21 protein-coding genes are annotated in these 23,535 nt (G+C 71.9%); 15 read left to right on the forward strand and 6 right to left on the reverse strand.

The genetic code is table 11. The features are described from left to right. Positions 1-40 precede the first annotated feature (40 nt). Together M2266_RS10185 and M2266_RS10190 are read left to right on the forward strand one after the other, a co-directional pair. Positions 41-1,111 (forward strand): ATP-binding cassette domain-containing protein, encoded by a 1,071-nt coding sequence (locus tag M2266_RS10185; RefSeq protein WP_277437889.1) that lies wholly within the window; start codon positions 41-43, stop codon positions 1,109-1,111. Beyond that, positions 1,108-1,938, forward strand: coding sequence for an ABC transporter permease (locus tag M2266_RS10190; RefSeq protein WP_277437890.1), 831 nt, complete (start codon positions 1,108-1,110; stop codon positions 1,936-1,938). The genes M2266_RS10185 and M2266_RS10190 overlap by 4 nt, the downstream gene beginning before the upstream one ends. A 37-nt stretch (positions 1,939-1,975) precedes the next feature. Here M2266_RS10190 and M2266_RS10195 read toward each other — a convergent pair whose 3' ends face one another. After that, positions 1,976-5,335, reverse strand: coding sequence for a BTAD domain-containing putative transcriptional regulator (locus M2266_RS10195; protein WP_277437891.1), 3,360 nt, complete (start codon positions 5,333-5,335; stop codon positions 1,976-1,978). A gap of 68 nt (positions 5,336-5,403) precedes the next feature. Here M2266_RS10195 and M2266_RS10200 point away from each other — a divergent pair, with 68 nt between their 5' ends. Continuing rightward, positions 5,404-6,174: a site-2 protease family protein gene (locus tag M2266_RS10200; protein WP_277437892.1), complete on the forward strand. Its 771-nt coding sequence runs from the start codon at positions 5,404-5,406 to the stop codon at positions 6,172-6,174. On the opposite strand, the gene M2266_RS10205 is transcribed toward M2266_RS10200, so the two are convergent. Then, positions 6,144-6,350 carry a hypothetical protein gene (locus M2266_RS10205; RefSeq protein WP_277437893.1) on the reverse strand — a complete coding sequence of 69 codons (207 nt, stop codon included), beginning with the start codon at positions 6,348-6,350 and terminating at the stop codon, positions 6,144-6,146. The two genes, M2266_RS10200 and M2266_RS10205, sit on opposite strands and share 31 nt — an antisense overlap. Before the next feature lie 302 nt (positions 6,351-6,652). After that, positions 6,653-7,387, reverse strand: a complete 735-nt coding sequence (gene npdG / locus M2266_RS10210) for an NADPH-dependent F420 reductase (RefSeq protein WP_277437894.1) — start codon at positions 7,385-7,387, stop codon at positions 6,653-6,655. 98 nt (positions 7,388-7,485) lie between these two features. Here npdG and M2266_RS10215 point away from each other — a divergent pair, with 98 nt between their 5' ends. Further along, entirely contained in the window at positions 7,486-8,250 is a 765-nt protein-coding gene (locus tag M2266_RS10215) for a hypothetical protein (protein WP_277437895.1), read from the forward strand. A gap of 83 nt (positions 8,251-8,333) precedes the next feature. Further along, positions 8,334-9,704: an MFS transporter gene (locus tag M2266_RS10220; RefSeq protein ID WP_277437896.1), complete on the forward strand. Its 1,371-nt coding sequence runs from the start codon at positions 8,334-8,336 to the stop codon at positions 9,702-9,704. A 10-nt stretch (positions 9,705-9,714) separates the two neighbouring features. Here M2266_RS10220 and M2266_RS10225 read toward each other — a convergent pair whose 3' ends face one another. Continuing rightward, positions 9,715-9,963 carry a hypothetical protein gene (locus tag M2266_RS10225; protein WP_277437897.1) on the reverse strand — a complete coding sequence of 83 codons (249 nt, stop codon included), beginning with the start codon at positions 9,961-9,963 and terminating at the stop codon, positions 9,715-9,717. A 67-nt stretch (positions 9,964-10,030) separates the two neighbouring features. Between M2266_RS10225 and map the strand changes: the two genes are divergently transcribed. The 5 genes from map (at position 10,031) to M2266_RS10250 (ending at position 15,348) form a co-directional block, all read left to right on the forward strand. After that, complete coding sequence (gene map / locus M2266_RS10230) at positions 10,031-10,888, forward strand: type I methionyl aminopeptidase (RefSeq protein ID WP_277437898.1); 858 nt, start codon at positions 10,031-10,033, stop codon at positions 10,886-10,888. A gap of 168 nt (positions 10,889-11,056) precedes the next feature. Further along, positions 11,057-12,187 (forward strand): iron uptake system protein EfeO, encoded by a 1,131-nt coding sequence (efeO, locus tag M2266_RS10235; protein ID WP_277437899.1) that lies wholly within the window; start codon positions 11,057-11,059, stop codon positions 12,185-12,187. Positions 12,188-12,197: 10 nt separating this feature from the next. After that, complete coding sequence (gene efeB, locus M2266_RS10240; protein ID WP_277437900.1) at positions 12,198-13,520, forward strand: iron uptake transporter deferrochelatase/peroxidase subunit; 1,323 nt, start codon at positions 12,198-12,200, stop codon at positions 13,518-13,520. 6 nt (positions 13,521-13,526) lie between these two features. Next, entirely contained in the window at positions 13,527-14,489 is a 963-nt protein-coding gene (gene efeU, locus M2266_RS10245; protein WP_277437901.1) for an iron uptake transporter permease EfeU, read from the forward strand. Then, positions 14,371-15,348: a hypothetical protein gene (locus M2266_RS10250; RefSeq protein ID WP_277437902.1), complete on the forward strand. Its 978-nt coding sequence runs from the start codon at positions 14,371-14,373 to the stop codon at positions 15,346-15,348. Before efeU ends, M2266_RS10250 begins: the two co-directional genes overlap by 119 nt. Before the next feature lie 32 nt (positions 15,349-15,380). Here the strand turns inward: M2266_RS10250 and M2266_RS10255 are convergent, their stop codons facing one another. Continuing rightward, positions 15,381-16,091, reverse strand: coding sequence for a bifunctional DNA primase/polymerase (locus tag M2266_RS10255; RefSeq protein WP_277437903.1), 711 nt, complete (start codon positions 16,089-16,091; stop codon positions 15,381-15,383). A 201-nt stretch (positions 16,092-16,292) separates the two neighbouring features. On the opposite strand from M2266_RS10255, the gene M2266_RS10260 reads away from it, so the two are divergent. From M2266_RS10260 to corA, 4 genes are all read left to right on the forward strand, one after another. Beyond that, positions 16,293-16,946, forward strand: a complete 654-nt coding sequence (locus M2266_RS10260) for a biliverdin-producing heme oxygenase (protein ID WP_277437904.1) — start codon at positions 16,293-16,295, stop codon at positions 16,944-16,946. A gap of 170 nt (positions 16,947-17,116) precedes the next feature. Beyond that, positions 17,117-17,935 (forward strand): dimethylargininase, encoded by an 819-nt coding sequence (gene ddaH, locus M2266_RS10265; RefSeq protein WP_277437905.1) that lies wholly within the window; start codon positions 17,117-17,119, stop codon positions 17,933-17,935. A 13-nt stretch (positions 17,936-17,948) separates the two neighbouring features. After that, positions 17,949-19,547 carry an NAD(P)/FAD-dependent oxidoreductase gene (locus M2266_RS10270; RefSeq protein WP_277437906.1) on the forward strand — a complete coding sequence of 533 codons (1,599 nt, stop codon included), beginning with the start codon at positions 17,949-17,951 and terminating at the stop codon, positions 19,545-19,547. 94 nt (positions 19,548-19,641) lie between these two features. Beyond that, entirely contained in the window at positions 19,642-20,730 is a 1,089-nt protein-coding gene (gene corA / locus M2266_RS10275) for a magnesium/cobalt transporter CorA (RefSeq protein ID WP_277437907.1), read from the forward strand. 12 nt (positions 20,731-20,742) lie between these two features. Here corA and M2266_RS10280 read toward each other — a convergent pair whose 3' ends face one another. Beyond that, positions 20,743-21,735: a small ribosomal subunit Rsm22 family protein gene (locus tag M2266_RS10280; RefSeq protein WP_277441141.1), complete on the reverse strand. Its 993-nt coding sequence runs from the start codon at positions 21,733-21,735 to the stop codon at positions 20,743-20,745. A gap of 319 nt (positions 21,736-22,054) precedes the next feature. On the opposite strand from M2266_RS10280, the gene M2266_RS10285 reads away from it, so the two are divergent. Further along, positions 22,055-23,533, forward strand: a complete 1,479-nt coding sequence (locus M2266_RS10285; RefSeq protein ID WP_277437908.1) for a sugar transferase — start codon at positions 22,055-22,057, stop codon at positions 23,531-23,533. Positions 23,534-23,535: the final 2 nt, after the last annotated feature.

A 23,535-nucleotide genomic window follows, 5' to 3' on the forward strand; every position in this document is an offset into this window, starting at 1 on the left:
GTGTCGGTCCGCTGTCAGCGGGCCACGCCATGGTTGACCCATGACGACGCGACAGAGTGACAAGGCAGGCGCCGCCGTCGAGGTACGGGGGCTGGTCAAGCACTACGGTGAGACGAAGGCCCTGGACGGTGTGGACCTCGAGGTACGGCAGGGCACCGTGCTGGGTGTGCTGGGGCCGAACGGGGCCGGAAAGACGACGCTGGTCAGGGTGCTCTCCACCCTGATCCAGCCGGACGCGGGCAGTGCCCGGGTCGCCGGATACGACGTGCTCAAGCAACCGCGGCAGCTGCGCCGGGTGATCGGTCTCACGGGGCAGTACGCCTCGGTGGACGAGAAGCTCTCCGGCCGGGAGAACCTCTACATGATCGGGCGGCTGCTCGATCTGTCCCGCAAGGACGCGAAAGCGCGTGCCGACGGGCTGCTGGAGCGGTTCTCCCTGACCGAGGCCGCCAAGCGCCCGGCGAGCGGGTACTCCGGCGGCATGCGGCGCCGGCTGGACCTGGCCGCCTCCATGATCGGTAATCCGGCGGTCCTCTACCTGGACGAGCCGACGACGGGCCTGGACCCCCGCACCCGCAACGAGGTGTGGGCGGAGGTCAAGCGGATGGTCGCCGAGGGCGCCACGGTCCTGCTGACCACGCAGTACATGGAGGAGGCCGAGCAGCTCGCCAACGAGCTGACGGTCATCGACCGCGGCCGGGTGATCGCCAACGGCCGGGTCGACGAGCTCAAGGCCAAGGTCGGCGGGCGGACCCTGCAGATCCGCCCGATCGAGACGGTGACGCTGCCCGCGATGTCGGCGGCGCTCGCCGACGCGGGGCTGGACGGGGTGGCCGGCGCCACCATCGACCACGAGGAGGGCGTGCTGAACGTCCCGATCCTCAGCGACGAGCAACTGACGTCGGTGGTCGGGCTGCTGGGTGTCCGCGGTTTCGGCATCTCCGGCATAGCGACCCACCTCCCCAGCCTGGACGAGGTGTTCCTCTCCATCACCGGCCAGAAGCCGGACCACCAGGACGGGCAGTCCGGCAGCGCCGGCCCGTCCGGCCCCGGCGAGCAGGCCGGGTCCGCCACCGAGAAGTCCGACGCAGAACAGGGGGTAGCGGCATGAGCGCCGCAGTCATCACCACCACCGCGCCCACCAAGGCGCAGCACCACGAGGGCCGGATAGGCGTCCGGGCCAACCTGCGGCACATCGGGGCGCTCGCGCGCCGCAACATGCTGCAGATCAAGGAAGACCCGGAGTCGATGTTCGACGCCGTGCTGATGCCGATCATCTTCACGCTGCTGTTCGTGTTCGTCTTCGGCGGCGCGATCTCCGGCAAGGGCCATCAGCAGGAGTACGTGAACTACGTGATCCCCGGCCTGATGGCGATGATGGGCATGAACATCGCGATGGCCGTCGGCACCGGGGTCAACCAGGACTTCAGCACCGGTGTGATGGACCGCTTCCGCACCATGCCGATCGCCCGTTCCTCGGTGCTGATCGCCAAGATCATCGTGGAGATCGGCCGCATGCTGGTCGCCACCACGATTCTGCTGATCATGGGGTTCATCCTGGGCCTGTCGATCTCGACGTCCGTGTTCCACCTGCTGGCCGCGGTCGCGCTCTCGATGGTCTTCGGTGCCTCACTCATGTGGATCTTCATCCTGCTGGGACTGACGATGAAGACCGCGCAGGCCGTACAGGGGGTGGCCATGCTCGTTCTCATGCCGCTGCAGTTCGGATCGTCGATCTTCGCTCCCACGACGACGATGCCGGGCTGGCTGCAGAGCTTCACCGACGTCAATCCGCTGTCGAACCTGGCGGACTCCGCGCGCAACCTGATGAACGGCGGGCCCGTCGCCCACTCGGTCCTGATCACCCTTGCCTGGGCGGTCGGCATCACGGTGGTCACGGCGCCGCTGGCCGTGCGCAAGTTCCGCAACAAGACCTGACCGGGGGAGGCCGGCCCGTACCGGGCCGGCCGCCGGGTCAGTGCTCCACACGCATCAGGGCGATGGTCTCCACGGCGGAGAGACCGTCGCCCGCCGCGTACGCGGTGTCGAAAGCCGCGTCACCGATCAGTGTCAGAAGGGCCTGCCGGCCCTCCGCCAGTTCCAGCCGCTCCAGCGGGGAGGGGACGGTGGGCCGCAGCCGGTCGTGCGCGCCGAGCAGCGTGGCGGCCCGGGTGGCCATCGCCGCCCGGTCCCGCGGAGGGACTCCCGACGACGCCTTGGCGACCAGGATGGTCACCGCCACCGGCACCAGCAGCATGCCGATCCGCGGGGCGATGACCTCGGTGAGCGTGGTGCCGGTCAGCTGGTCCAGCCCCTCCCGCAGCAACCGCAGGCCCCCTTCGGGGTCGCCGCTGCGACAGGTCAGCCAGCCCTTGATGCCGCGCAGCATCCCGGAGACGAACAGCGGGACGCCGAGCGGCGGGACGGCCAGCATCTCGTCGACGATGGCGTGGCCCTCGTCGAGCTCCCCCCGGCGGCCCAGCAGCGCGCAGAGCAGGACCCGTCCGTAGAAGGCGGAGCCGCCCGCGGCGGGGCCGACCTCGTCGGCATCCGCGATCGCCGCCCGGAGCAGCGCCTCGCCCGCCTCGACGTCCCCGGTGTTGATGATCATGTCGCCGAGCCGCACGTTCAAGAGCGGCACCATCTGGTGCGAACCCAGCTCCCGGGCCATCGTGATCGCCTCGTGGCAGCACTCCGCCGAGCGCTCCCACTGGCCGCTGTTCGCGGTCGCCTCGGCCTCGGCGGCGAGCGCCTCGGCCATCCCCCAGCGGTCGCCGACCTGACGGAAGAGCTCCCGGCTCTCCCGGACGTCGGCCATCGACTGGTCGAGCTTCTCGGTCACGTCGTTGAGCATCTTCGCCCGGATCTGCAGCGCGAAGGCCAGCTCCCACGGCCCCCCGAACTCCCGGCAGCTCACCACCAGGGAGTCCACCAGCTCCGGCAGCTTCTCGAACTCCCCGGACAGGAAGGCCGCGAAGGGGCTCATCAGACCCGGTCGCCGGGCGGTCTGCGGCAGGTGCGGAGGATAGGCCGCGATGATCGCCCGGCCGGCCCTGGCCATGTCGGGATCGCCCCAGCGGTTCTCCACGTCCCCGCCGTTGGTGACGAGCTGCATCATCCGCACCCAGAGCCGCGCCTCGTCCAGCTGCGCGGGGCCCATCGGCGGCGGCGTCTCCAGCGGGCCGTGCTCCACCGGTTCCAGCAGAGGCGGTTTCTCGAACGGGTCGGGTCCCAGCGCCGCCACGGCGGCCGGCCAGGTCAGCTGCTCGGTGTGGTAGTTGCGCATCTCCCAGAACCAGCCGCAGGCCAGCACCAGTTGCAGCGCCTCCTGCTCGTCGCCCAGCTCGACGGCGCGGCGCAGCGCCGTCCGCAGGTTCTCGTGCTCGCGCTCCAGCCGTGCCAGCCACAGCAGTTGGTCGGCGCCGCGCAACTCGGGGTCGGCGGTGCGGATGTACTCGCGGAAGCAGCGGAGGTGGCGGCGCTCGACGACCGCGCGCTCGCCGGACTCGTCCAGCCGCTCGGCCGCGTACTCGCCGATGGTCTCCAGCATCCGGTAGCGGGCGCCGTCGTCCGTGAGGTCGGCGAGGACCAGCGACTTGTCGACGAGTGAGCCGAGCAGGGCCGGGGCGTCCGCGGCGTCGATCCCCTCGCCGGAGCACACCTCCTCGACGGCTTCCAGCGTCCAGCCGCCCGCGAAGACCGCCAGGCGGCGCAGCAGGATCCGTTCTGCCGGGTCCAGCAGGTCCCAGCTCCAGTCGACGACCGCGCGCAGCGTCTGCTGGCGGGGCAGCACGGTCCTGCTGCCGCCGGTGAGGAGCCGGAACCGGTCGTCGAGTCGGTCGGCGAGCTGGCGCGGGGTGAGGCTGCGCAGCCGGGCGGCGGCCAGTTCGATGGCGAGCGGCAGCCCGTCGAGTCGGCGGCACAGCTCCGCGCAGGCGACCGCGTCGTCCTCCACCGTGAAGCCCGGCCGGGCGGCGGCGCCCCGGTCGGCGAGCAGCCGCAGGGCGAACGGGTCCGGCAGCGGGTCCAGCGGCCTGACCCGCTCACCGGGGACGCCCAGCGGTTCGCGGCTGGTGGCGAGGACGGTGACGCCGGGGCAGTGCGCGAGGAGTTGTTCCGCGAGGGCGGCCGCCGCGTCGATGACGTGCTCGCAGTTGTCGAGCACCAGCAGCAGACTGCGGCCCGCGCAGTACTCCGCGAGCGTCCTGGCCGGGTCCTTGGTCTTGCCCTCCGCGGCCAGCGCCTGCTCCGAGACACTGCCGGGGTGCAGCAGCGTCTCGCGCAGCCCGAGCGAGGTGAGCACCGCCTCGGGAACCGTCCGCGCGTCACTGACGGGTGCGAGTTCCGCGTACCAGACGCCGTCGGGCCAGCGGTCCGCGAGCAGGTCGCCCGTCTCCTGCGACAGCCGGGTCTTGCCGGTCCCGCCGGGCCCAGTGAGGGTGACCAGTCGGGCCGTCGCCAAGTCATCGCGTATCGCGGCCAGTTCGGCCGCCCGGCCGACGAAGCTGGTGAGCCGGGCGCGGGAGTTGCCGGAGCGGCGGGAGGCCGGCCCGGACGGCGGCTCGGGAGCGGTCGCGGCGGCGGCGCGGGGCGGCGGTTCCTGGCCGGTCCCCGGCACCGGCGCCAGTAGTTCCGTGTGCAGGGCGCGCAGTTCGGGGCTCGGGTCGGTGCCCAGCTCGTCGGCCAGGTCGCGGCGGACGTCCTCGTACGCGGCGAGCGCGTCGGCGGTGCGGCCGGCGTCGCGCAACGCCCGGATGTGCAGGGCGCGGAGCGACTCGTTCAGCGGATGGGCGGCGGCGAGCCCGGCGAGTTCGGGCAGCTGCTGCGCTGCGCGGCCGAGCGCGAGGCCGGCGGTGAGACGCAGCCGGACCGCCTCGAGACGCAGCTCCTCGCAGCGCACCGCGAGGGTGTCCCGGTCGGGGAGGTCGGCGAACGCCGGCCCCCGCCACAGGGCGAGGGCGTCCTCCAGCAGGGCGGAGGCCTTCACCGGGTCGCCGTCGGCCAGCGCCCGGCCGCCCTCGTCCACCAGCCGCTCGAAGCGGTGCGCGTCGACCGCCTCGGGGGCGGCACACAGCCGGTAGCCACCGTCGGCGGAACCGATGGCGTCATGGCCGATGGCCCGGCGCAGCCGCGCGACCAGTGCCTGCAGCGCGCCGGACGCGTTCGCCGGCGGATCGTCGGCCCACAGCTCGTCGATGAGGGACTCGGCGGTTATCAGCCGCCCCGGGCGCAGGGCCAGCGCCGTGAGCAGCGCGCGAAGGCGCAGCCCCGCGAGCGGGACGGGGGTACCGTCGTCGCGGAATGCCTGAGTGGAGCCGAGGATCGCGTAACGCACGCCCCCATCTTGCCCTCAATCCCGGGACCGGCTTGTAAATAGCGGCCGTCCGGCGACATCATCCCCGTATGAGCAGCACAGACACCCGCAGCGACCACCGGGTCAGCCCGATCTTCCTGGGGATAGCGGCGGTCATGGCCGTATCGGGCTGGGCCGTGTGGAGCGGCTTCGCCGCGAGCCCCGGCTTCGCCGTCTTCCTCTTCGTGGTCTCCGGGTGGGTCGTCTCGCTGTGCCTGCACGAGTACGCCCACGCCCGCACGGCGCTGCACAGCGGGGACATCACGATAGGCAGCAAGGGCTACCTGACGCTGAACCCGCTGAAGTACACGCACGCGCTGCTCAGCGTCGTGCTGCCGGTGATCTTCGTGATCATGGGCGGCATCGGGCTGCCGGGCGGGGCGGTCTTCATCGAGCGGGGCCGGATCCGGGGGCGCTGGCGGCACAGCGCGATCTCGGCGGCGGGACCGCTGATGAACGTGGTCTTCGCGGTCGTCCTGATGCTGCCGTTCGCCTTCGGCGCGACGGACTCCTGGCCGGTCGGCTTCCTGGCGGCGTTCGCGTTCCTGGCGATGCTCCAGGTGACGGCGGCGGTCCTGAACCTGCTGCCGGTGCCGGGTCTCGACGGCTACGGGATCATCGAGCCGTGGCTGTCGTACAGCTTCCGCCGGCAGGTGGAGCCGTTCGCGCAGTTCGGTCTGCTGGCGGTCTTCGGGTGCCTGTGGATCCCCGAGGTGAACCGGGCGTTCTTCGACTTCGTCTACACCGTGATGGGCTGGTTCGACGTTCCGGAGGGCGTGATCAGGTACGGCTACACGCTCTTCAGGTTCTGGGCCTCCTGAGCCCTGGCCTTGGCGTCGGCCCTCGCCCTGCGCACGTAGTACCAGCACATGTTGCTGGACAGTCCCGCCAGCAGGATCCAGACGACACCGGTCCAGCTGCCGTTCGCGAAGGAGACGACGGCCGCGGCGGCCGTGAGCACGAACACGGCGAGGGCGTAGACGGCGAGGCGGGGCATGGGGAGGAGCTCCTGTCCGAAAACCGGCGAACCGGTGACATACGGTCCTGACGATTGTCCCCCACACCCCGCCGTGCCCCGCGACCCCGGGGCGGGCGGTCTAGGCCGTGTCTGACACATACCGGCGTCCGCCCGGAGGGCGGGGCCCGGGGCGTCTGGTGCGTGCGATCGCACGGCGGAGGGTCGCCCCTGTACTGGACGTACCGGGGCGGGTCCGACAACTGGGGGTCCCTCCCAGCGGTAGCTGGGGGAGAGCGCGCGTGCCAGGCGTCCCGGGCCAGGCGGGATGTGCCAGACACGGCCTAGATGTCGGTGACGCGCAGGCCCGCGTGGGCCTTGTAGCGGCGGTTCACCGAGATCAGGTTGGCGACCAGCGACTCGACCTGGTGCGCGTTGCGCAGCCGGCCGGCGAAGACGCCGCGCATGCCCGGGATGCGGGCGGCCAGCGCCTGGACGAGATCGGTGTCCGCGCGCACCTCGCCCAGCACCATCACATCGGTGTCGATCTCCGCGATCTCCGGGTCGGAGAGCAGCACCGCCGACAGGTGGTGGAAGGCCGCGGTCACCCGGGACTCCGGGAGCAGCGCGGCGGCCTGCTGGGCGGCGCTGCCCTCCTCGGGCTTCAGCGCGTACGCGCCCTGCTTGTCGAAGCCCAGCGGGTTGACGCAGTCGACGACGAGCTTGCCCGCCAGCTCCCCGCGGAGCGACTCCAGGGTCTTGGCGTGCCCGTCCCACGGCACCGCCACGATCACGATGTCGCTGCGCCGGGCGCACTCCGCGTTGTCCGCGCCCTCCACGCCGAGCCCCAGCTCGCCGGCGGCGGTCGTGGCGCGGTCCGCGTTGCGCGATCCGATGATCACCTTCTGGCCGGCCTTCGCCAGCCGGTACGCGAGCCCGCGGCCCTGGTCGCCGGTACCGCCGAGCACGCCGACCACCAGGCCGGACACGTCCGGCAGGTCCCAGGGGTCCTTGGCCGGTGCCTTGGCGGGAGCGGGCTTGGCGTCGGGGGTGCTGTTCACATCGTCAGGGGAAGTCATGCGGGCGATCCTGCCACGCGCGGCCCGCCGTCACCCGTTGCGGGGGAAGTGCCGCGAGCGGGCCCGTGCGGTGCCGCCGGTCCGGCAGGATGCCCGACATGGACGCGGTACGGGTGGCGCTGTTGCGGGAAGTACTGGCCGGGACCGAGTGGCTCCAGTCCGCGCGGTCCTTCGCGGGGTCGCTGCGGGCGTCGGTGCACCGGCGTCCCGGCGGACTGCTGCTGGTGGGGACCCGCGGCTACGAACCGTGGCACCTGGCGGCGCACCTGGACGACGAGGCGGCGTGGAGCGGTCTGACGGGGCTGTCTCCGACCCTGGTGCGGTTCCGGGTCCCGGCAGGCGCCCCCGCGCACCTGGCCGTGGGACTGCGGCGGCTGGAGGCCGCACGACGCGGCGAGACGGTGTTCGTGGTCAGCCCGCAGCCGCCGGAGGCCGCGCTGCTGGAGCGGGTGGCGGACGCCCGCCGGGGCGGGGCGACGGTGCTGGCGATGGACGCCGGCGACCCGGAGCTGCGGCGACTGGCACACGACGCGCTGACCGTACCGCCGGAGCCGAAAGCGGAAACGGATACGGGAACAGGAACGGGTACGGGTACGGGAACGGGAACGGAGGTGAATCCGGGCCTCGGGGCGGAGACGGATTCCGGTCCGGCGGCCGAAGCCCGGCAGGAAGCCGGCACCGAACCGGCCGATCCGGCGGCAGCGGCCGCCCCGGCGCCGATGGGGATGGACCTGCTGCAGCACCTGGTCGCCGCCGCGGCCGGTGAGAACAGCTTGCCGGCCGCCCGCCGGCACGGCTCGTTCCGTGACCGGCTCGCCCGGCTGGCCGACCAGCTGACGTCGCCTCCACCGACCCGCTGGTAGCGGCCGAGCGCCGCCCGCGAGGATCCGGCCCGGGCCCGAAATCCATTTGCCCCGCGCGGCCCGGAGGCGGAGCATGCGAACCCGTGAACGACAGTCCTTCCGAACCCGGCCCGCCCCCGTCCCGGTGGAGAGCCCTGCTCCCCGACCTGGCCCCCTGGCGCTCCTCGCGCGACTTCCGCCTCATGTGGATGGCCGGGGTGGTGACGGTCTTCGGCAGCTTCCTGACGTTCGTCGCGCTGCCGGTGCAGATCAAGGAGCTGACCGGGTCCGCGGTCGCGGTCGGCGCCATCGGCGCCGTCGAGCTGGTACCGCTGATCGTGTTCGGGCTCTACGGGGGCGCGCTCGCCGACTCCATGGACCGCCGGAAGCTGATCCTCTACAGCGAGGCCGCGCTCGGCTTGCTGTCGGCGCTGTTGCTCGCCAACACGTTGCTGCCGCACCCGATGGTGTGGCCGCTGTACGTGGTGGCGGCGGCGTCGAGCGCCCTGACCGGGCTGCAGCGCCCCGCGCTGGACTCGATCGTGCCGCGGATCGTCGCGCACGACCAGTTGTCGGCCGCGGCGTCGCTGAACGCGCTGCGCTGGCAGGTCGGCGCCATCGCGGGCCCCTCGCTGGCGGGCGTGCTCATCGCCTTCGCGGGGCTGTCGTGGGCGTACGCCATCGACATCGGCACGTTCGCCGTCTCGGTCGTCCTGGCCATGGGGCTGCGGCCGTCACCGGCGGCGCACGACGCGGAGAAGCCGTCGCTGCGCGGCATAGCGGAGGGCGCGCGCTACGCCTGGAGCCGCAAGGAGCTGCTCGGCACGTACGCGATCGACATGGCGGCGATGTTCTTCGCCTTCCCCACCGCGATCTTCCCGTTCCTCGCCGACGACCTGCACGCCCCCTGGGCGCTGGGCCTGATGTACGCGGCCGGGTCGGTCGGCTCGCTCGCGGTCAGCGTCACCAGCGGCTGGACGTCGCGGATCCACCGGCACGGCCGGCTGGTGGTGGTCTCGGCGATCGGCTGGGGGGTGGCGATGGCCGTCGCCGGGTGGATGGCGAACATCTGGCTGGTCCTGCTGTTGCTGGCGGTCGCCGGCGGCTGCGACATGGTCAGCGGCATCGGCCGGAGCACGATGTGGAACCAGACGATCCCGGACGAGCTGCGCGGCCGGCTGGCCGGCATCGAGCTGCTGTCGTACTCGGTGGGGCCGCAGCTCGGCCAGGTCAGGGCGGGTGGCATGGCCGCACTGACCAGCGCGCGCACCTCGGTCTGGAGCGGCGGTGCGGCCTGTGTCGCGGCGGTGGGGCTGCTGGCCCTGGCGCTGCCCAAACTGATGTCCTACGACGCCCGCACCAACGAGCACGCGGTGCGGATGCGCCAGGCCACGGCGGAACCGGAGACCGGACCCGCCGCCACGCCCGCGGGACCCGTCGAGTCACCCGCGTCCGCGGCGGCCACGGCGGTCTGAGCCCGAGCCCTCAGGGGCCGGACGGGCTCGGCTCGTCGTCCTCGCCCGCCCCCTTGTCGTGCCAGCGGGGGTCCGTCTCCCACGCGAGGTTGCGGTCGGCGGCCGTCTGCATCGCCCGCTCGGCGTCGGCGCGATCGGCGTAGGGCCCGAACCGGTCCTTGGCCGGGCACTCGGGCCCTTCCTCGACCTTCTTGTGCTCCAGACAGTAGAACCACTCGCCCGGCTTGCCGGCCGGCTTCTTCGCCTTGAACAGCGCCATGTCCGCCTCCTGATGTACGAGTACCTGCCGCCAGCCTGCCCGATCGCCCGCCGATACACTCGTCGGCATGTCTGGTCAGTCGCTCCTCGTTCCCGGCAAGCTCTCCCCGCCGCGCCCGGTACCCCCCTCGATCCCCCGGCCCGAGTACGTGGGCAAGCCCGCGCCCACTCCGTACACCGGGCCGGAGGTGCAGGACGCCGAAACCGTGGAGAAGATGCGTATCGCGTCGCAGATCGCCGCGCGGGCCATGGTGGAGGCGGCCAAGCACATCGCTCCGGGGGTGACGACGGACGAGCTGGACCGCGTCGCGCACGAGTACATGTGCGACCACCGCGCCTACCCCTCGGACCTCGGCTACCGGGGCTTCCCGAAGTCGCTGTGCGCGTCGATCAACGAGGTCATCTGCCACGGCATCCCGGACTCGACCGAGCTGCGCGACGGCGACATCGTCAACCTGGACGTGACGGCGTTCATCCACGGGGTGCACGGCGACACCAACGCCACGTACCTCTGCGGCGACGTCGACGAAGAGTCGCGGCTGCTGGTCGAGCGCACCGAGGAGTCGCTGAACCGGGCGATCAAGGCGGTCAAGCCCGGCCGGGCGATCAACGTGATCGGGCGGGTCATCGAGTCGTACGCCAAGCGCTTCGGCTACGGGGTGGTCAGGGACTTCACCGGGCACGGCATCAACACGTCGTTCCACTCCGGGCTGATCGTGCCGCACTACGACGCCCCGCACGCCACCACCGTGATCAAGCCGGGCATGACGTTCACCATCGAGCCGATGCTCACGCTGGGCACCCACGACTACGAGATCTGGGAGGACGGCTGGACGGTGGTCACCAAGGACCGCAAGCGCACCGCCCAGTTCGAGCACACCCTGGTCGTCACCGAAACCGGCGCAGAGGTGCTCACGCTGCCATGACCGGCGAGGGGCGCGCCGCCACGCGCCCCCGAGTGCGACCGATGAGACCGGAATCACTGGACATCGCAGGACCCCGCGGGTACGACAAAGGCAAGGCTCAGATAAGTTAGGCCAGCCTCACCCGGCCGACCCCTATCGTGAGCGTCCCTGAACCGCCTGGAGTCCCGCATGCCCGCAGCCCGTCTCTCCGTCGTCACCGCCGTCGCGGTCGTCGCGACGCTCGCCGCCGTCAGTGGGTGCTCCAAGAAGACGGACGCGAAGGCGTCCGACGCCGTCCAGGTCACCGCCACCGACGACTCCTGCAAGGTCTCGCAGACCAGCTTCCCGGCCGGGCACGTGAAGTTCGCGTTCGAGAACAAGGGCTCCAAGGTCAACGAGCTGTACGTCTACGCGCCGGGCGACAAGATCGTGACCGAGCGGGAGAACATCGGCCCCGGCACCAAGGCCGACATCTCCGCCGAGCTCAAGGCCGGCGACTACGAGGTCACCTGCAAGCCGGGGATGAAGGGCGACGGCCTGCGCACCAAGGTCAGCGTCACCGGCGCCGGCGCGCCGAAGAAGAACGACCCGCGGCTGGACACGGCCGTCGCCGAGTACCGCAAGTGGGCGCAGAGCGAGGCCGACGCGACGATCCCGAAGGTCAAGGTCTTCACCGACGCGGTCATCAAGGGCGACGTCGAGGGCGCGAAGGCGGCGTTCGCCCCGTCCCGCACCGGCTGGGAGTCCACCGAGCCGATAGCCGAGTCCTTCGGCGACGTCGATCCGAAGACGGACACCCGCGAGGACGGCCTGGAGCCCGGCCAGAAGTGGACCGGCTGGCACAAGCTGGAGAAGTCGCTGTGGGCGACGAAGGCGATCTCCGCGGAGGACAAGCAGCTCGCCGCGCAGCTGCTCACCGACCTCACCGGCTGGCAGAAGCGGGTCGGCACGGCGGAGATCACCCCGACCAGCATGGCCAACGGGGCCAAGGAGCTGCTGGACGAGGTCGCCACCGGCAAGGTCACCGGTGAGGAGGACCGCTACAGCCACACCGACCTGTCGGACTTCAAGGCCAACGTCGGCGGTGCGCTGAAGGCCTACGAGCTGCTCAAGCCGGTCGCCTCGCAGAACAACCCCGAGCTGGCCAAGGAACTGGACAAGCAGTTCGCCGCGATCAACACACTGCTCGACACGTACAAGAGCGGTGACACCTTCGTCTCGTACGACACCGTGAACGCGGCCCAGCGCAAGGAGCTCTCGGACGGCGTCAACGCGCTGGCCGAGCCGCTCTCCAAGCTCGCCGCGGCCGTCGCGAAGTAACGGAGTCCCCATGGCTGACGAGAAGATCACCGAAGCGGCACCGTCCCAGCCGGACGTTCCGGACCAGGACGGCACGGCGGGGCGGGCCGGCGGCCCTGTCTCCCGGCGCGCCGTCATCGGCTGGACCGGCGCCGGCATCGCGCTCGGCGCGGCCGCCGCGGGCGGCGCCGCGGCGGCCGTGCGCACCGGGAGCGACGTGCAGCCGGCGGGCTCCGCGGCCAACGTCGTCGCCTTCCACGGCGCGAACCAGGCCGGTATCACCACCCCGGTCCAGGACCGGCTGCACTTCGCGGCCTTCGACGTGAAGACCGAGGACCGCGCCGAACTCGTCGCGCTGCTGAAGGAGTGGACGGCGGCGGCCGCCGCGATGACGGCCGGCAAGCCGGTCGGCGCGGGCGCCGTCGGCGGCCTGCCCGAGGCGCCGCCGGACGACACCGGCGAGGCGCTCGGCCTGCCGCCCTCCCGGCTGACGATCACCATCGGCTTCGGCCCGACGCTGTTCGAGAAGGACGGCAAGGACCGCTTCGGCCTCAAGGCCCGGCGTCCCACCGCCCTCGTCGACCTGCCGGCGTTCCCGCACGACAACCTGGACGCGACCCGCAGCGGCGGCGACCTCTGCGTCCAGGCGTGCGCGGACGACCCGCAGGTCGCCGTGCACGCGATCCGCAACCTGGCCCGCATCGGCTTCGGCAAGGTCGCCGTGCGCTGGTCGCAGCTGGGCTTCGGCAAGACGTCCTCGACGACGCCGGACGAGCAGACCCCGCGCAACCTGATGGGGTTCAAGGACGGCACGCACAACGTCGCGGGCAGCGACCGGGCGACGCAGGACGCGCACGTGTGGGCGGCCGCGAAGGACGGCGCCGCCTGGATGGCCGGCGGCTCCTACCTCGTCGCCCGGCGCATCCGGATGCACATCGAGACCTGGGACCGCACTCCGCTCCAGGAGCAGGAGGACATCTTCGGGCGGAACAAGGGCGAGGGCGCGCCGGTCGGCAAACAGCGCGAACACGACACCCCGATCCTCAAGGCGATGCTGCCGACCGCGCACGTCCGCCTGGCGCATCCGGACAGCAACGCCGGCGCGACGATCCTGCGCCGCGGTTACTCCTTCACGGACGGCACGGACGGCCTGGGCCGGCTCGACGCCGGGCTGTTCTTCCTCGCCTACCAGCGCGATGTGCGCTCCGGCTTCATCCCGGTGCAGAACCGACTGGCCAGGACCGACGCCCTGAACGAGTACATCCAGCATGTGGGTTCCGCGCACTTCGCCTGCCCCCCGGGCGTGCGCGACGCCTCCGACTGGTGGGGCCGCGGCCTCTTCGAAGGGAAGTGACCGGCCGTGATCGGCAACTATCTGATCGGCCTGCGCGAGGGGCTCGAAGCCAGCCTGGTCGTCTGCATCCTCATCGCGTACCTGGTGAAGTCCGGGCGCCGTGAGGCCCTGCTGCCGATGTGGATCGGCGTGGCCGTGGCCATCGTCGTCAGCGCCTCCTTCGGCGCGCTGCTGGAGTACGGGTCCTCGTCGCTGGACTTCAAGGCGCAGGAGGCGCTCGGCGGAACGCTGTCGATCCTCTCCGTCGTCCTGGTCACCTGGATGGTCTTCTGGATGCGGCGCACCGCGCGGCACCTGAAGAAGGAGCTGCACGGCAGGCTCGACGCGGCGCTCGCCATGGGGACCGCCGCGATCGTCGCGACCGCGCTCCTGGCGGTCGGCCGCGAGGGGCTGGAGACCGCGCTCTTCGTCTGGGCGGCCGTGTCGGCGGCCGGTTCTGAGGACGGGTCGACGCAGCCGCTGATCGGCGTCGCGCTGGGGCTGCTCACCGCGGTGGTGCTCGGCTGGCTCTTCTACCGGGGCGCCCTGAAGATCAACCTGGCGAAGTTCTTCACCTGGACCGGCGCCATGCTGGTCGTCGTCGCGGCGGGCGTGCTCGCCTACGGCGTGCACGACCTCCAGGAGGCCGACTGGCTGCCCGGCCTCGGCTCGGTGGCGTTCGACATCAGCTCCACGATCCCTCAGGACAGCTGGTACGGGACCGTGTTGAAGGGTGTGCTCAACTTCCAGCCGGATCCCACCGTCGTCCAGGTCACGGTGTGGGCGCTGTATCTCGTACCGACCATGGCCTTCTTCCTCGCCCCCGGTAGGGTTGCGCCGACCGCAGCAGCCCCGAAGGAGCCCACGCCGAATGACCCGCCGCAGGTGGTCCCTGACAGCCGCAGTTCTGCTGCTCACGCTGATGCCGGTGACGGGATGCGTGACCGTGCACGGGGAGCGGGCGTTCGTGCCGGCGGTGACGAAGGCTGAGGCCGCCAAGGCCCTCGATCGTTTCACCCGGCTCAACAACGACGCCAAGCGGAGCTACGACCCGGCGGTGCTGGCGAAGGCCGAGACCGGCGCGCTCGGCGCGATGGACCACGCGACCATGACGGCGCGGCACAAAAACCACCCGGAGGGCAATCCGGCTGCGGTGCCGCTCACGCTCACCGACGCGCACTATCTGATACCGGAGCAGCGCGGCTGGCCCAAGTGGTTCGCCGCCGACGCCCTCAGCAACGCCAGCGGCACTTCCCGCTGGCTGCTGCTCTTCCAGCGGTCCGCCGTCGGCGACCCGTGGAAGGTGTCGTACCTGTCGGTGGTCCCCGCCGACCAGATGCCGACGTTCGTGCTGGACCACGACGGCCACGCCGAGCCGGTTCCGCTGGACGACTCGGGGCTGCTGGTCGAGCCCGGCCGGCTCAGCGCCGCGTACACCTCGTACCTGCAGACCGGCACCGCGGCGACGCTGGCCTTCGCCGACGGACCGCAGACCTCGCAGGTGCGCCGGCAGCGCCGCAAGGACGCGAGCACCTCGGCCGCGGTCACCGAGTACGCCGACCAGCCGGTGGACGCGGGCGAGTTCCCGCCGGTGGGGCTGCGGACCACGGACGGCGGGGCGGTGGTCTTCTTCGCCTCCCGCCACCAGTCGCGGCTGACCACGCCGGGCAAGCCGCTGAATGTCGACGACCCGGAGACCAAGGCGCTGATGACGGGCACGCCGAGGAACTCGGTCACCCTGGTCCGGGTGGCGGAGCAGGCCGTCACGGTCCCGCCGGCGAACGACGCCCAGGGGAAGGTCGTCTTCCTGAGCCGTCTGCAGAGTCTGGTCTCCGCCAAGGGCGCGTGAGAACAACGGCCCGGCGCGGAGCCGGGCCGGCGTCAGAGCCGCCAGCCCACCGTCTCGGGCACGTACTCCACCTGCGCGCAGGCGTCCATGAGGACCTCCAGCAGCGGCAGCGGGTCGGGGAGCGGGCGGTCGGGACCGCGGTCGGGCAGCCACGTCACGGCGCCGCCGGTCGGCAGCTTGGCGGGCGGTAGCAGGACGTAACTGGCGCGGCAGTGCCAGCGCAGACCGGGGTGCTCGTCGACGGTCTCGGGATGGCAGTCCAGCTCGCAGGGCCACCACTCGTCCTCGTCGACGGGGGTACCGCGGGTGGCGGTGAAGAAGAGCAGGCGGTCGTCCCCGTAGGCGGCGACCGGACCGGCCTCCGCGTCCCCGGCCGCGAGGAGGTCCAGCGCGATGGCGCCCGCGTCGGCCGGCACGTCCAGGACGTCATGGCTGGCGCCGGTGGCGGAGATGAAGTTCGCGAGCGGCTGGGTGCTCAGCCAGTGGTCGATCTTCTGCGGATCGGTGGTGGCCTGGGTGTGCCAGGCGAACGAGACCGGGTGCATGCCCGGGGTGGGACAGCCCACGCGGTCGCAGGAGCAGCCGTAGCCGGAGGGGTGCGCGGCCGGTGCGACGGGGAAGCCCGCGGCGGCGGCGGACTGGATCAGTTCCTCGCGGGCCAGGGCGGGAGCAGATCCGGGATCGCTGTCCGAGCCTGCCGATCGGCGGCGCAGCCACTCGGACAACCTGCTCTTGCCTGCCATCGGGCTCCTTCCCTCGCCCCCGCGTCCATGGTCCACGGTACGCGGGTGGTGGGCATCATCCTGCCTCTTGTCCGGAATGAACGCACAGCCGGGGTGGAAGGACTTGAGCAGCGTTGTTCCCGACAGGCCGTCGGGATCCCCGTGATCCAGGGCTCCCCCGGGTCCTCGGGGATCGCGGCTCGTCCGCAGCAGGAGGTCCCTTTGACGCCGTCCCTTTTCTCCACGGTGATCCGCACCGCCAGCCACGAGCAGCACACCGAGGCGGAGAGCTCGGCCTTCATGAGCGACCTGCTCGGCGGCCGCCTCGGCGTGGACGCCTACGCCTGCTACACCGAGCAGTTGTGGTTCGTCTACCGGGCTCTGGAAGGCGAGGCACCGGCACTGGCGGGGGACCCGGTCGCCGGTCCTTTCGTCCGCGCCGAGCTGCTGCGCGTCGCGGCGCTGGAACGCGATCTGGACCATCTGCTCGGCGCGGGGTGGCAGCGACGGTCGGAGCCGCTACCCGCCACGGCGGCGTACGCCGAACGGGTCATCGAGGTCGCCAGGACGTGGCCCGCCGGGTATGTCGCACATCACTACACCCGCTATCTGGGTGATCTCTCCGGCGGACAGGTGATCCGCGGCATCGCGGAGCGGACCTGGGGGTTCGAGCGCGAGGGCGACGGGGTCCGGTTCTACGTCTTCGACGGGATCGGCAACCCGGCCGCGTTCAAGCGCGAGTACCGCGACCGGCTGGACGCCCTGGCCGTCGACGACCTGGAGAAGCAGCGCGTCGTGGACGAGTGCCGCACCGCCTTCGCCCTCAACGGCGCCGTCCTCGCGGACCTCGCCGCCGCCCACCCGCTGAGCGCGTAGCCCTTCGCGGCCGATAGGCCGCCGTGTATGAAAACCGCCGCGCGAACCACCCAATCGGCTCGATGCGTTCCGGCCGCCCAGGGTGGACGATTTGTGCGCGTACGTAACCTCACTGCGGCCACGCGACCCCATCGGCGTTCCATCGGAGCCTCACAGACGAGGAGCCCGCATTGCGCACAGTCCGAACCGCCACACCCCGGCGGTACCTGATGTGCCCGCCCGAGCACTTCCGGGTGACCTACTCCATCAACCCGTGGATGGACCCGGCCAAGCCGGTCGACCCCGTACTCGCGCTCTTCCAGTGGGAGGAACTGCGGGACCTCTACCGCTCCCTCGGCCACACCGTCGAGGTCCTCGCCCCGGTGGCCGGCCTGCCCGACATGGTCTTCGCCGCCAACGGCGCCACCGTCGTGGACGGCCGGGTGCTCGGCGCCCGGTTCTTCAACGCGGAGCGGACCGACGAGGCGCCGGCGCACCTGGCGTGGTTCCGCCGCAACGGGTTCACCGAGGTGCGCGAGCCGCAGCACATCAACGAGGCCGAGGGCGACTTCGCCGTCACCTCGCAGTGGATCCTGGCCGGTATGGGCTTCCGCAGCAGCCCCCTCTCGCACTCGGAGGCCCAGGAGTTCTTCGGCCGGCCGGTCATCGGACTGGAACTGACCGACCCCCGCTACTACCACCTCGACACCGCGTTCGCCGTTCTCGACGACACGGCGGGCGAGGTCATGTACTTCCCGGACGCGTTCTCGCCCGGCAGCCGCAAGGTGCTGGCCAGGCTCTTCCCCGACGCCCTGCTGGCGACCGCCGAGGACGCCGCCGCACTCGGGCTGAACGCCGTCAGCGACGGACACCACGTGGTCCTGCCGCGCGGTGCCACCGGGCTCTTCGCACCGCTGCGCGAGCGCGGTTTCGAACCGGTCGCGGCCGACCTGTCAGAGCTGCACAAGGCGGGCGGCAGCGTGAAGTGCTGCACCCAGGAGCTGCGGTAGCTACCGTGCCTGCATGTCCTCACACACCGCGGCGTCCCGCGTCCCGAAGCGTTCCTCGTACGACGCCGTGATCGTGGGCGGCGGCCACAACGGTCTGGTGGCCGCCGCCTACCTGGCCCGCGCCGGCCGCGGTGTGCTGCTGCTGGAGCGGCTGCCGGCCACCGGCGGCGCGGCCGTGTCCACCCAGGCGTTCACCGGGGTCGACGCGCGGCTGTCGCGCTACTCGTACCTGGTCAGCCTGTTGCCGCGGAAGATCACGGACGATCTGGGGCTGCGCTTCGCGGTCCGCCGCCGCCGGATCTCCTCGTACACGCCCTATTCCTGGGGGTCCCGGTCGAAGGCTGGGGGAGGGTTGCTGGTCGACTCGCAGGACGCGTCCAGGACCCGGGAGGGCTTCGTCCGCCGCACCGGCTCGGAGCGGGAGTTCGAGGCGTGGCAGCGCTTCTACGCGATGACCGGCCGGGTGGCCGAGCGCGTCTTCCCGACGCTGACCGGGCCGCTGCCGACCCGGGCCGAGCTGGAGCGGATCGTGGACGATCCGGCCGCCTGGGAGGCACTGTTCGAACGTCCGCTGGGCGAGTGCGTCGAGGCGGCGTTCGAGGACGACCTGGTCCGCGGAATCGTGCTGACCGACGCGCTGATCGGCACGTTCACCCATGCCCACGACGAGACGCTGCGGCAGAACCGCTGCTTCCTCTACCACGTCATCGGCGGCGGCACCGGCGACTGGGACGTGCCGGTGGGCGGGATGGGCGCGCTGACGGACGCGCTGGCCGGGGCGGCCCGCGCGGCCGGCGCGGAGATCGTCACGGGATGCGAGGTGACGGGCATCGCGACGGACGGCGGCCGCGCCGAAGTCTCCTTCGAGGGCGGCCGGGTGGGCGCCGGACACGTGCTGGTGAACGCCGCCCCGCACACGCTGGCCGGGCTGCTCGGCGAGCCGGCACCGACCCGTCCGGAAGGCGCCCAGCTCAAGGTGAACATGCTGCTGCGCCGGCTGCCCCGGCTGCGGGACACCTCGGTGGACCCCCGCGAGGCCTTCGCCGGCACGTTCCACATCGCCGAGTCGTACGACGAGCTGGCGACCGCGTACGAGCAGGCCGCGGCGGCCCGGATCCCGGCCGCCCCGCCGTCCGAGATCTACTGCCACTCGCTCAGCGACCCATCGATCCTCTCCCCCGCCCTGGCCGCCCAGGGCGCCCACACCCTGACCCTCTTCGGTCTGCACGCCCCCGCCCGGCTCTTCACCGCCAACCCGTCCGGGACGAAGGAAGCGCTGCTCAAGGCCACCCTCGCCCAGCTCGACGCGGTACTGGCCGAGCCGTTGGCCGACTGCCTGGCGCTCGACGCCGACGGCCGGCCCTGCATCGAGGCGAAGTCCCCGCTGGACCTGGAGCACGAGGTCGGACTGCCCGGCGGCCACATCTTCCACCGTGACCTGAGCTGGCCCCACGCCTCCCCGGAGACCGGCCCCTGGGGTGTCGAGACCGCGGACCCCGCCGTGCTGCTGTGCGGCGCGGGCGCGGTGCGCGGCGGCGGGGTCAGCGGGATCCCCGGGCACAACGCGGCGATGGCGGTCCTGCACGGGACACCCGGGACGCCCGGAGCCTGACCGCGGGCCACGGGCCGCGCGGGCGGCGGGGCGGACGGACGGCCCACCGGCCCGATCGGCGATACTTCCCCGGATACGTACCGAGGAGGGCACGATGACCGGTCGGCAGTGGCGCAGGGGCGGGAGCGGGGGCAAGTGGCACACCCTCGACGAGGGTGGCGGCGCGCTGCCCGCACCCCGCAAGTGCACCGCGGACGTGATCGTGGACTATGCGGTGTACGAGGACGGCAAGCGCTCCGCGACCCTGCCGCCCCGTGAGGCGCTGGCGGTGGCCCGGGAGCGCGGCGGCTTCGCGTGGATCGGGCTCTATCAGCCGGACGCCGAGCACCTCGGCGAGATCGCCGACGTGTTCGGCCTGCATCCGCTCGCCGTCGAGGACGCCGTCAAGGCGCACCAGCGGCCGAAGCTGGAGAGCTACGGCGACACGCTCTTCCTGGTGCTGAAGACGATCGTCTTCGTGGAGCACGAGAAGCTGACGGCGACCAGCGAGGTCGTCGACACCGGCGAGATCATGATGTTCCTGGGCAAGGACTTCGTCGTGGTCGTCCGGCACGGCAGCGCGCCGGGGCTGTCCCGGGTGCGCAGCGCGCTGGAGGCGCGGCCGGAACTGCTGGCGCAGGGACCGGCGTCGGTGCTGCACGCGATCGCGGACCAGGTCGTCGACGACTACCTGGACGTCGCGGACCAGGTGGAGCTGGACGTGGACCAGTTGGAGTCCGATGTGTTCTCGGCCGGGCACGGCGACGACGCGGAGCGCATCTACCAGCTCAAGCGCGAGCTGATCGAGTTCAAGCGGGCCGTCCATCCGATGGCCCGCCCGCTGCAGCGCCTCGCCGAGGAGGCGTACGTCGTCGTCGGCCCCGAGGTGGGCCGGTACCTGCGCGACGTCACCGACCATCTGTCCCACGTACGCGAGCGGCTGGCCGGTTACACGGAGTTGGTGGACGGGTTGTTGTCGGCCAATCTCAGCCAACTCGCCGTGCAGCAGAACACCGATATGCGGCGGATCAGCGCGGCCGCGGCCATCCTGGCGATCCCGACGATGATCGCCGGTTTCTACGGAATGAATTTCGAGCACATGCCGGAGCTGCACTGGACTTTCGGCTACCCGCTGATGTTGGGCGTGACGGCCGTGCTCTCCGCGGTGGTCTACCGGGCCTTCCGGCGCTACGGGTGGCTCTGAGCGGACGGACGCTCAGGACTCCGCGGGCGGCGGCCAGGTGTCGCCCCAGTCGGCGTCGCGGGCGGCCCGGTAGAGGTCGCCGTGCCGCTTCTTGGTGATGATGCCGCGGGAGAGTCCGTCGTCCCGCGTGCACAGGTCGAGCAGCACCTGGCCCTTGCGGATCTGCGGGTGCCGCACGACACGCCCGGCGGCGGGCTCGGCCGGGAAGCGGGCGGCCGCGACGTAGCTGAACTTCTCGTCCTCGTACGGCAGTGAGCCGCCCTTGATCTGGCGGTGCAGCGAGGAGCGGTTCACCCGGGCCGCGAAGTGGCACCAGTCGGTGCCCTCCATCGGGCACGCCAGGTCGTGCGGGCAGGGGGCCAGCACGGTGTACCCGGCGCCGAGCAGTTGGTCGCGGGCGGCGATGACCCGCGCGTAGCCGTCCGGGGTGCCGGGCTCGACGATCACCACGGCGCCCAGTGCCGCCCGGGCGGCCTCGGCGACGACGGAGACGCGGGCGGCGGCGTCCAGTTCGCCGAGCACGTACGAGACGGTGACCAGGTCGGACTCGGGGAGCCGTACGGCGCCGCCCAGCGGCGCCCGGCGCCACTCGGCGTCCCGTACCGCCGCGGAGTCGGCGCCGGCGGCCAGCTCGCGGCCGAGGGTGAGCGCGGCTTCCGACCAGTCGAGGACGGTGCTGGCGTGGGCGTCCTGCCGCCAGGCGTCGGCGACCGCCCAGGTCGCCGCTCCGGTGCCGCCGCCGACGTCCAGGTGGGTGGCCGGGGCCCACGCGCCCGCCCGCGCCTGGAACTCCGCGAGGGCGGAGCGGAAGGCGGCGTAGGTGGCGGGCATCCGGTACGCGGCGTACGCGGCGACGTCGGAGGCGTCCCGCAGGATCGGGGCGTCGGTCGGCGTCGCGCCTCGGTACGCGGCGATCAGCCGGTCGACCGCCTGGGCCGCCCTGGTCGGCGGCAGGCCGTCGAGGAGGCCGTTCAGCGCGGCGCGCAGGTCATCGGGGGCTTGCATGGTGGACACAAGCGACAACTGTAAGGTGCGCCGCCAGGGGGGCCCCGGACGCTCACCCTCCGCATGCGCTCCGGCACCGGCACGGTACCTTCGCGGCCGGCTCGACCCCCGCTCGCGACCACGGGGTGGACGCCCGCCATACTCCGTATGGCCATGTTGTGCAGGAGAGCTATTAACTTGGACACAACAACGGCTCGAATATACGTAAACCGAAGCGGATGACCACTCTTTTGGCCTACCGTTCCGGTTTATCACGGCGCACTGCTGCTTGGGGAAGTGGCACCCGCGCCTAATCTGTCGCGATGTGCCAGGGGGGTCCATGCGGCGTGTCGAAGTACCCAGTGGTCTGATCGAACACGGACCGAAACACGTGCGGAGCAGGGCTCCGCGCGGACTCAGTGACAAACCGACGTGGTACCTGCCGGTGGCGCTCGCCGTCGACCTGGTGGGTATCGCACTGCCCGTGGCGCTCGTCTTCCAGGCGACCCGCCAGCCGTACCCATGGGCGTGCGCGGTGGTGGCCTCGGTGGCCTGGCTGTGCGTGCAGGCGGGACGGCACCGCTATGCCGCGTGGTCCCTGGGCGAGTCCCGGGCGGCCTTGCCGGTCCTCTACGACTGGCTGATCCTGCTCGGAGTGCTGGCCGTCGCGCGGACCGCCGTCGGCGAGATATCCGAGCCGTCACTGGCGCTGCTCGGGCTCGCGCCCGGACTGCTCCTGACGGCTTCCTGCCGCAAGATGACGCACCGGCACCTCGCGGCGACCCGTCGTGAGGCGCACGCGGTGCGCCGGGTCCTGGTGATCGGCGAGCCGAGCGCCGCCGACCACGTCGTCGCGCACCTGGCCAAGCGCACCGACCACGCCTACGTCGTCGTCGGTGTCGTCCCGCTCGGGAACGCCAACCTCGAATGCGGCGCCCCGGTCAGCGCCCGGCTGGGCTCCGTGATGCCCAGCGCCCCGAGCGGCGACTCCGCCCTGGTGCTGGGCGCCGCCCGGGACCACCACGCCGAACTCGTGCTGGTGGCACCGGGACCGCGGATGGCCGGAGAGCGGCTGAAACGTTTGTCCTGGGCGCTGCACGACGCGGGACTGCCGCTGGCGGTCCTGCCGGGACTGGTGGACGTGGCCATGCGCCGCGTCCAGCTCGCCGCGCCCGCAGGACTGGCGATGCTCCACATCACCCCGCCGACCCGGCGCGGTGTCCAGATCAAGCTCAAGTCGGCCATGGACCGGGCCGGCGCCGCCGCCGGGCTGCTGGTGCTGGCACCGCTGTTCGGCCTGGTCGCCGCGGCGATCCGGCTCGGGTCGCCGGGTCCGGCCTTCCACAAGCAGATCCGGCACGGCCAGAACTGCGCGCCCTTCACCATGTGGAAGTTCCGCACCATGGTCGTCGACGCCGAGGCCCGCAAGGCCGAACTGACGACGGCCAACGAGAACGACGGCCTGATGTTCAAGATGCGCCGCGACCCCCGGGTCACCACCGTCGGCCGGCTGCTGCGCCGCTGCTCACTCGACGAGCTGCCGCAGTTGGTCAACGTGCTCCGCGGGGAGATGTCCCTGGTCGGGCCGCGCCCGCCGCTGCCGGACGAGGTGGCCCGCTACGACGAGATCGAGCTGCGCCGGCTCGCCGTCAAGCCGGGTATCACCGGACTCTGGCAGGTCAGCGGCCGTTCCGACCTGTCCTGGGACGAAACGGTCGCGCTCGATCTGCAGTACGTCGACAACTGGTCGTTCACCAGTGACGTCGACGTGATGGCCCGCACGCTCCGTGCCGTGGTCGACGGACGAGGAGCGTATTAGAC

The organism is Streptomyces sp. SPB162, assembly GCF_029504575.1.
Taxonomy (GTDB): Bacteria; Actinomycetota; Actinomycetes; order Streptomycetales; family Streptomycetaceae; genus Actinacidiphila.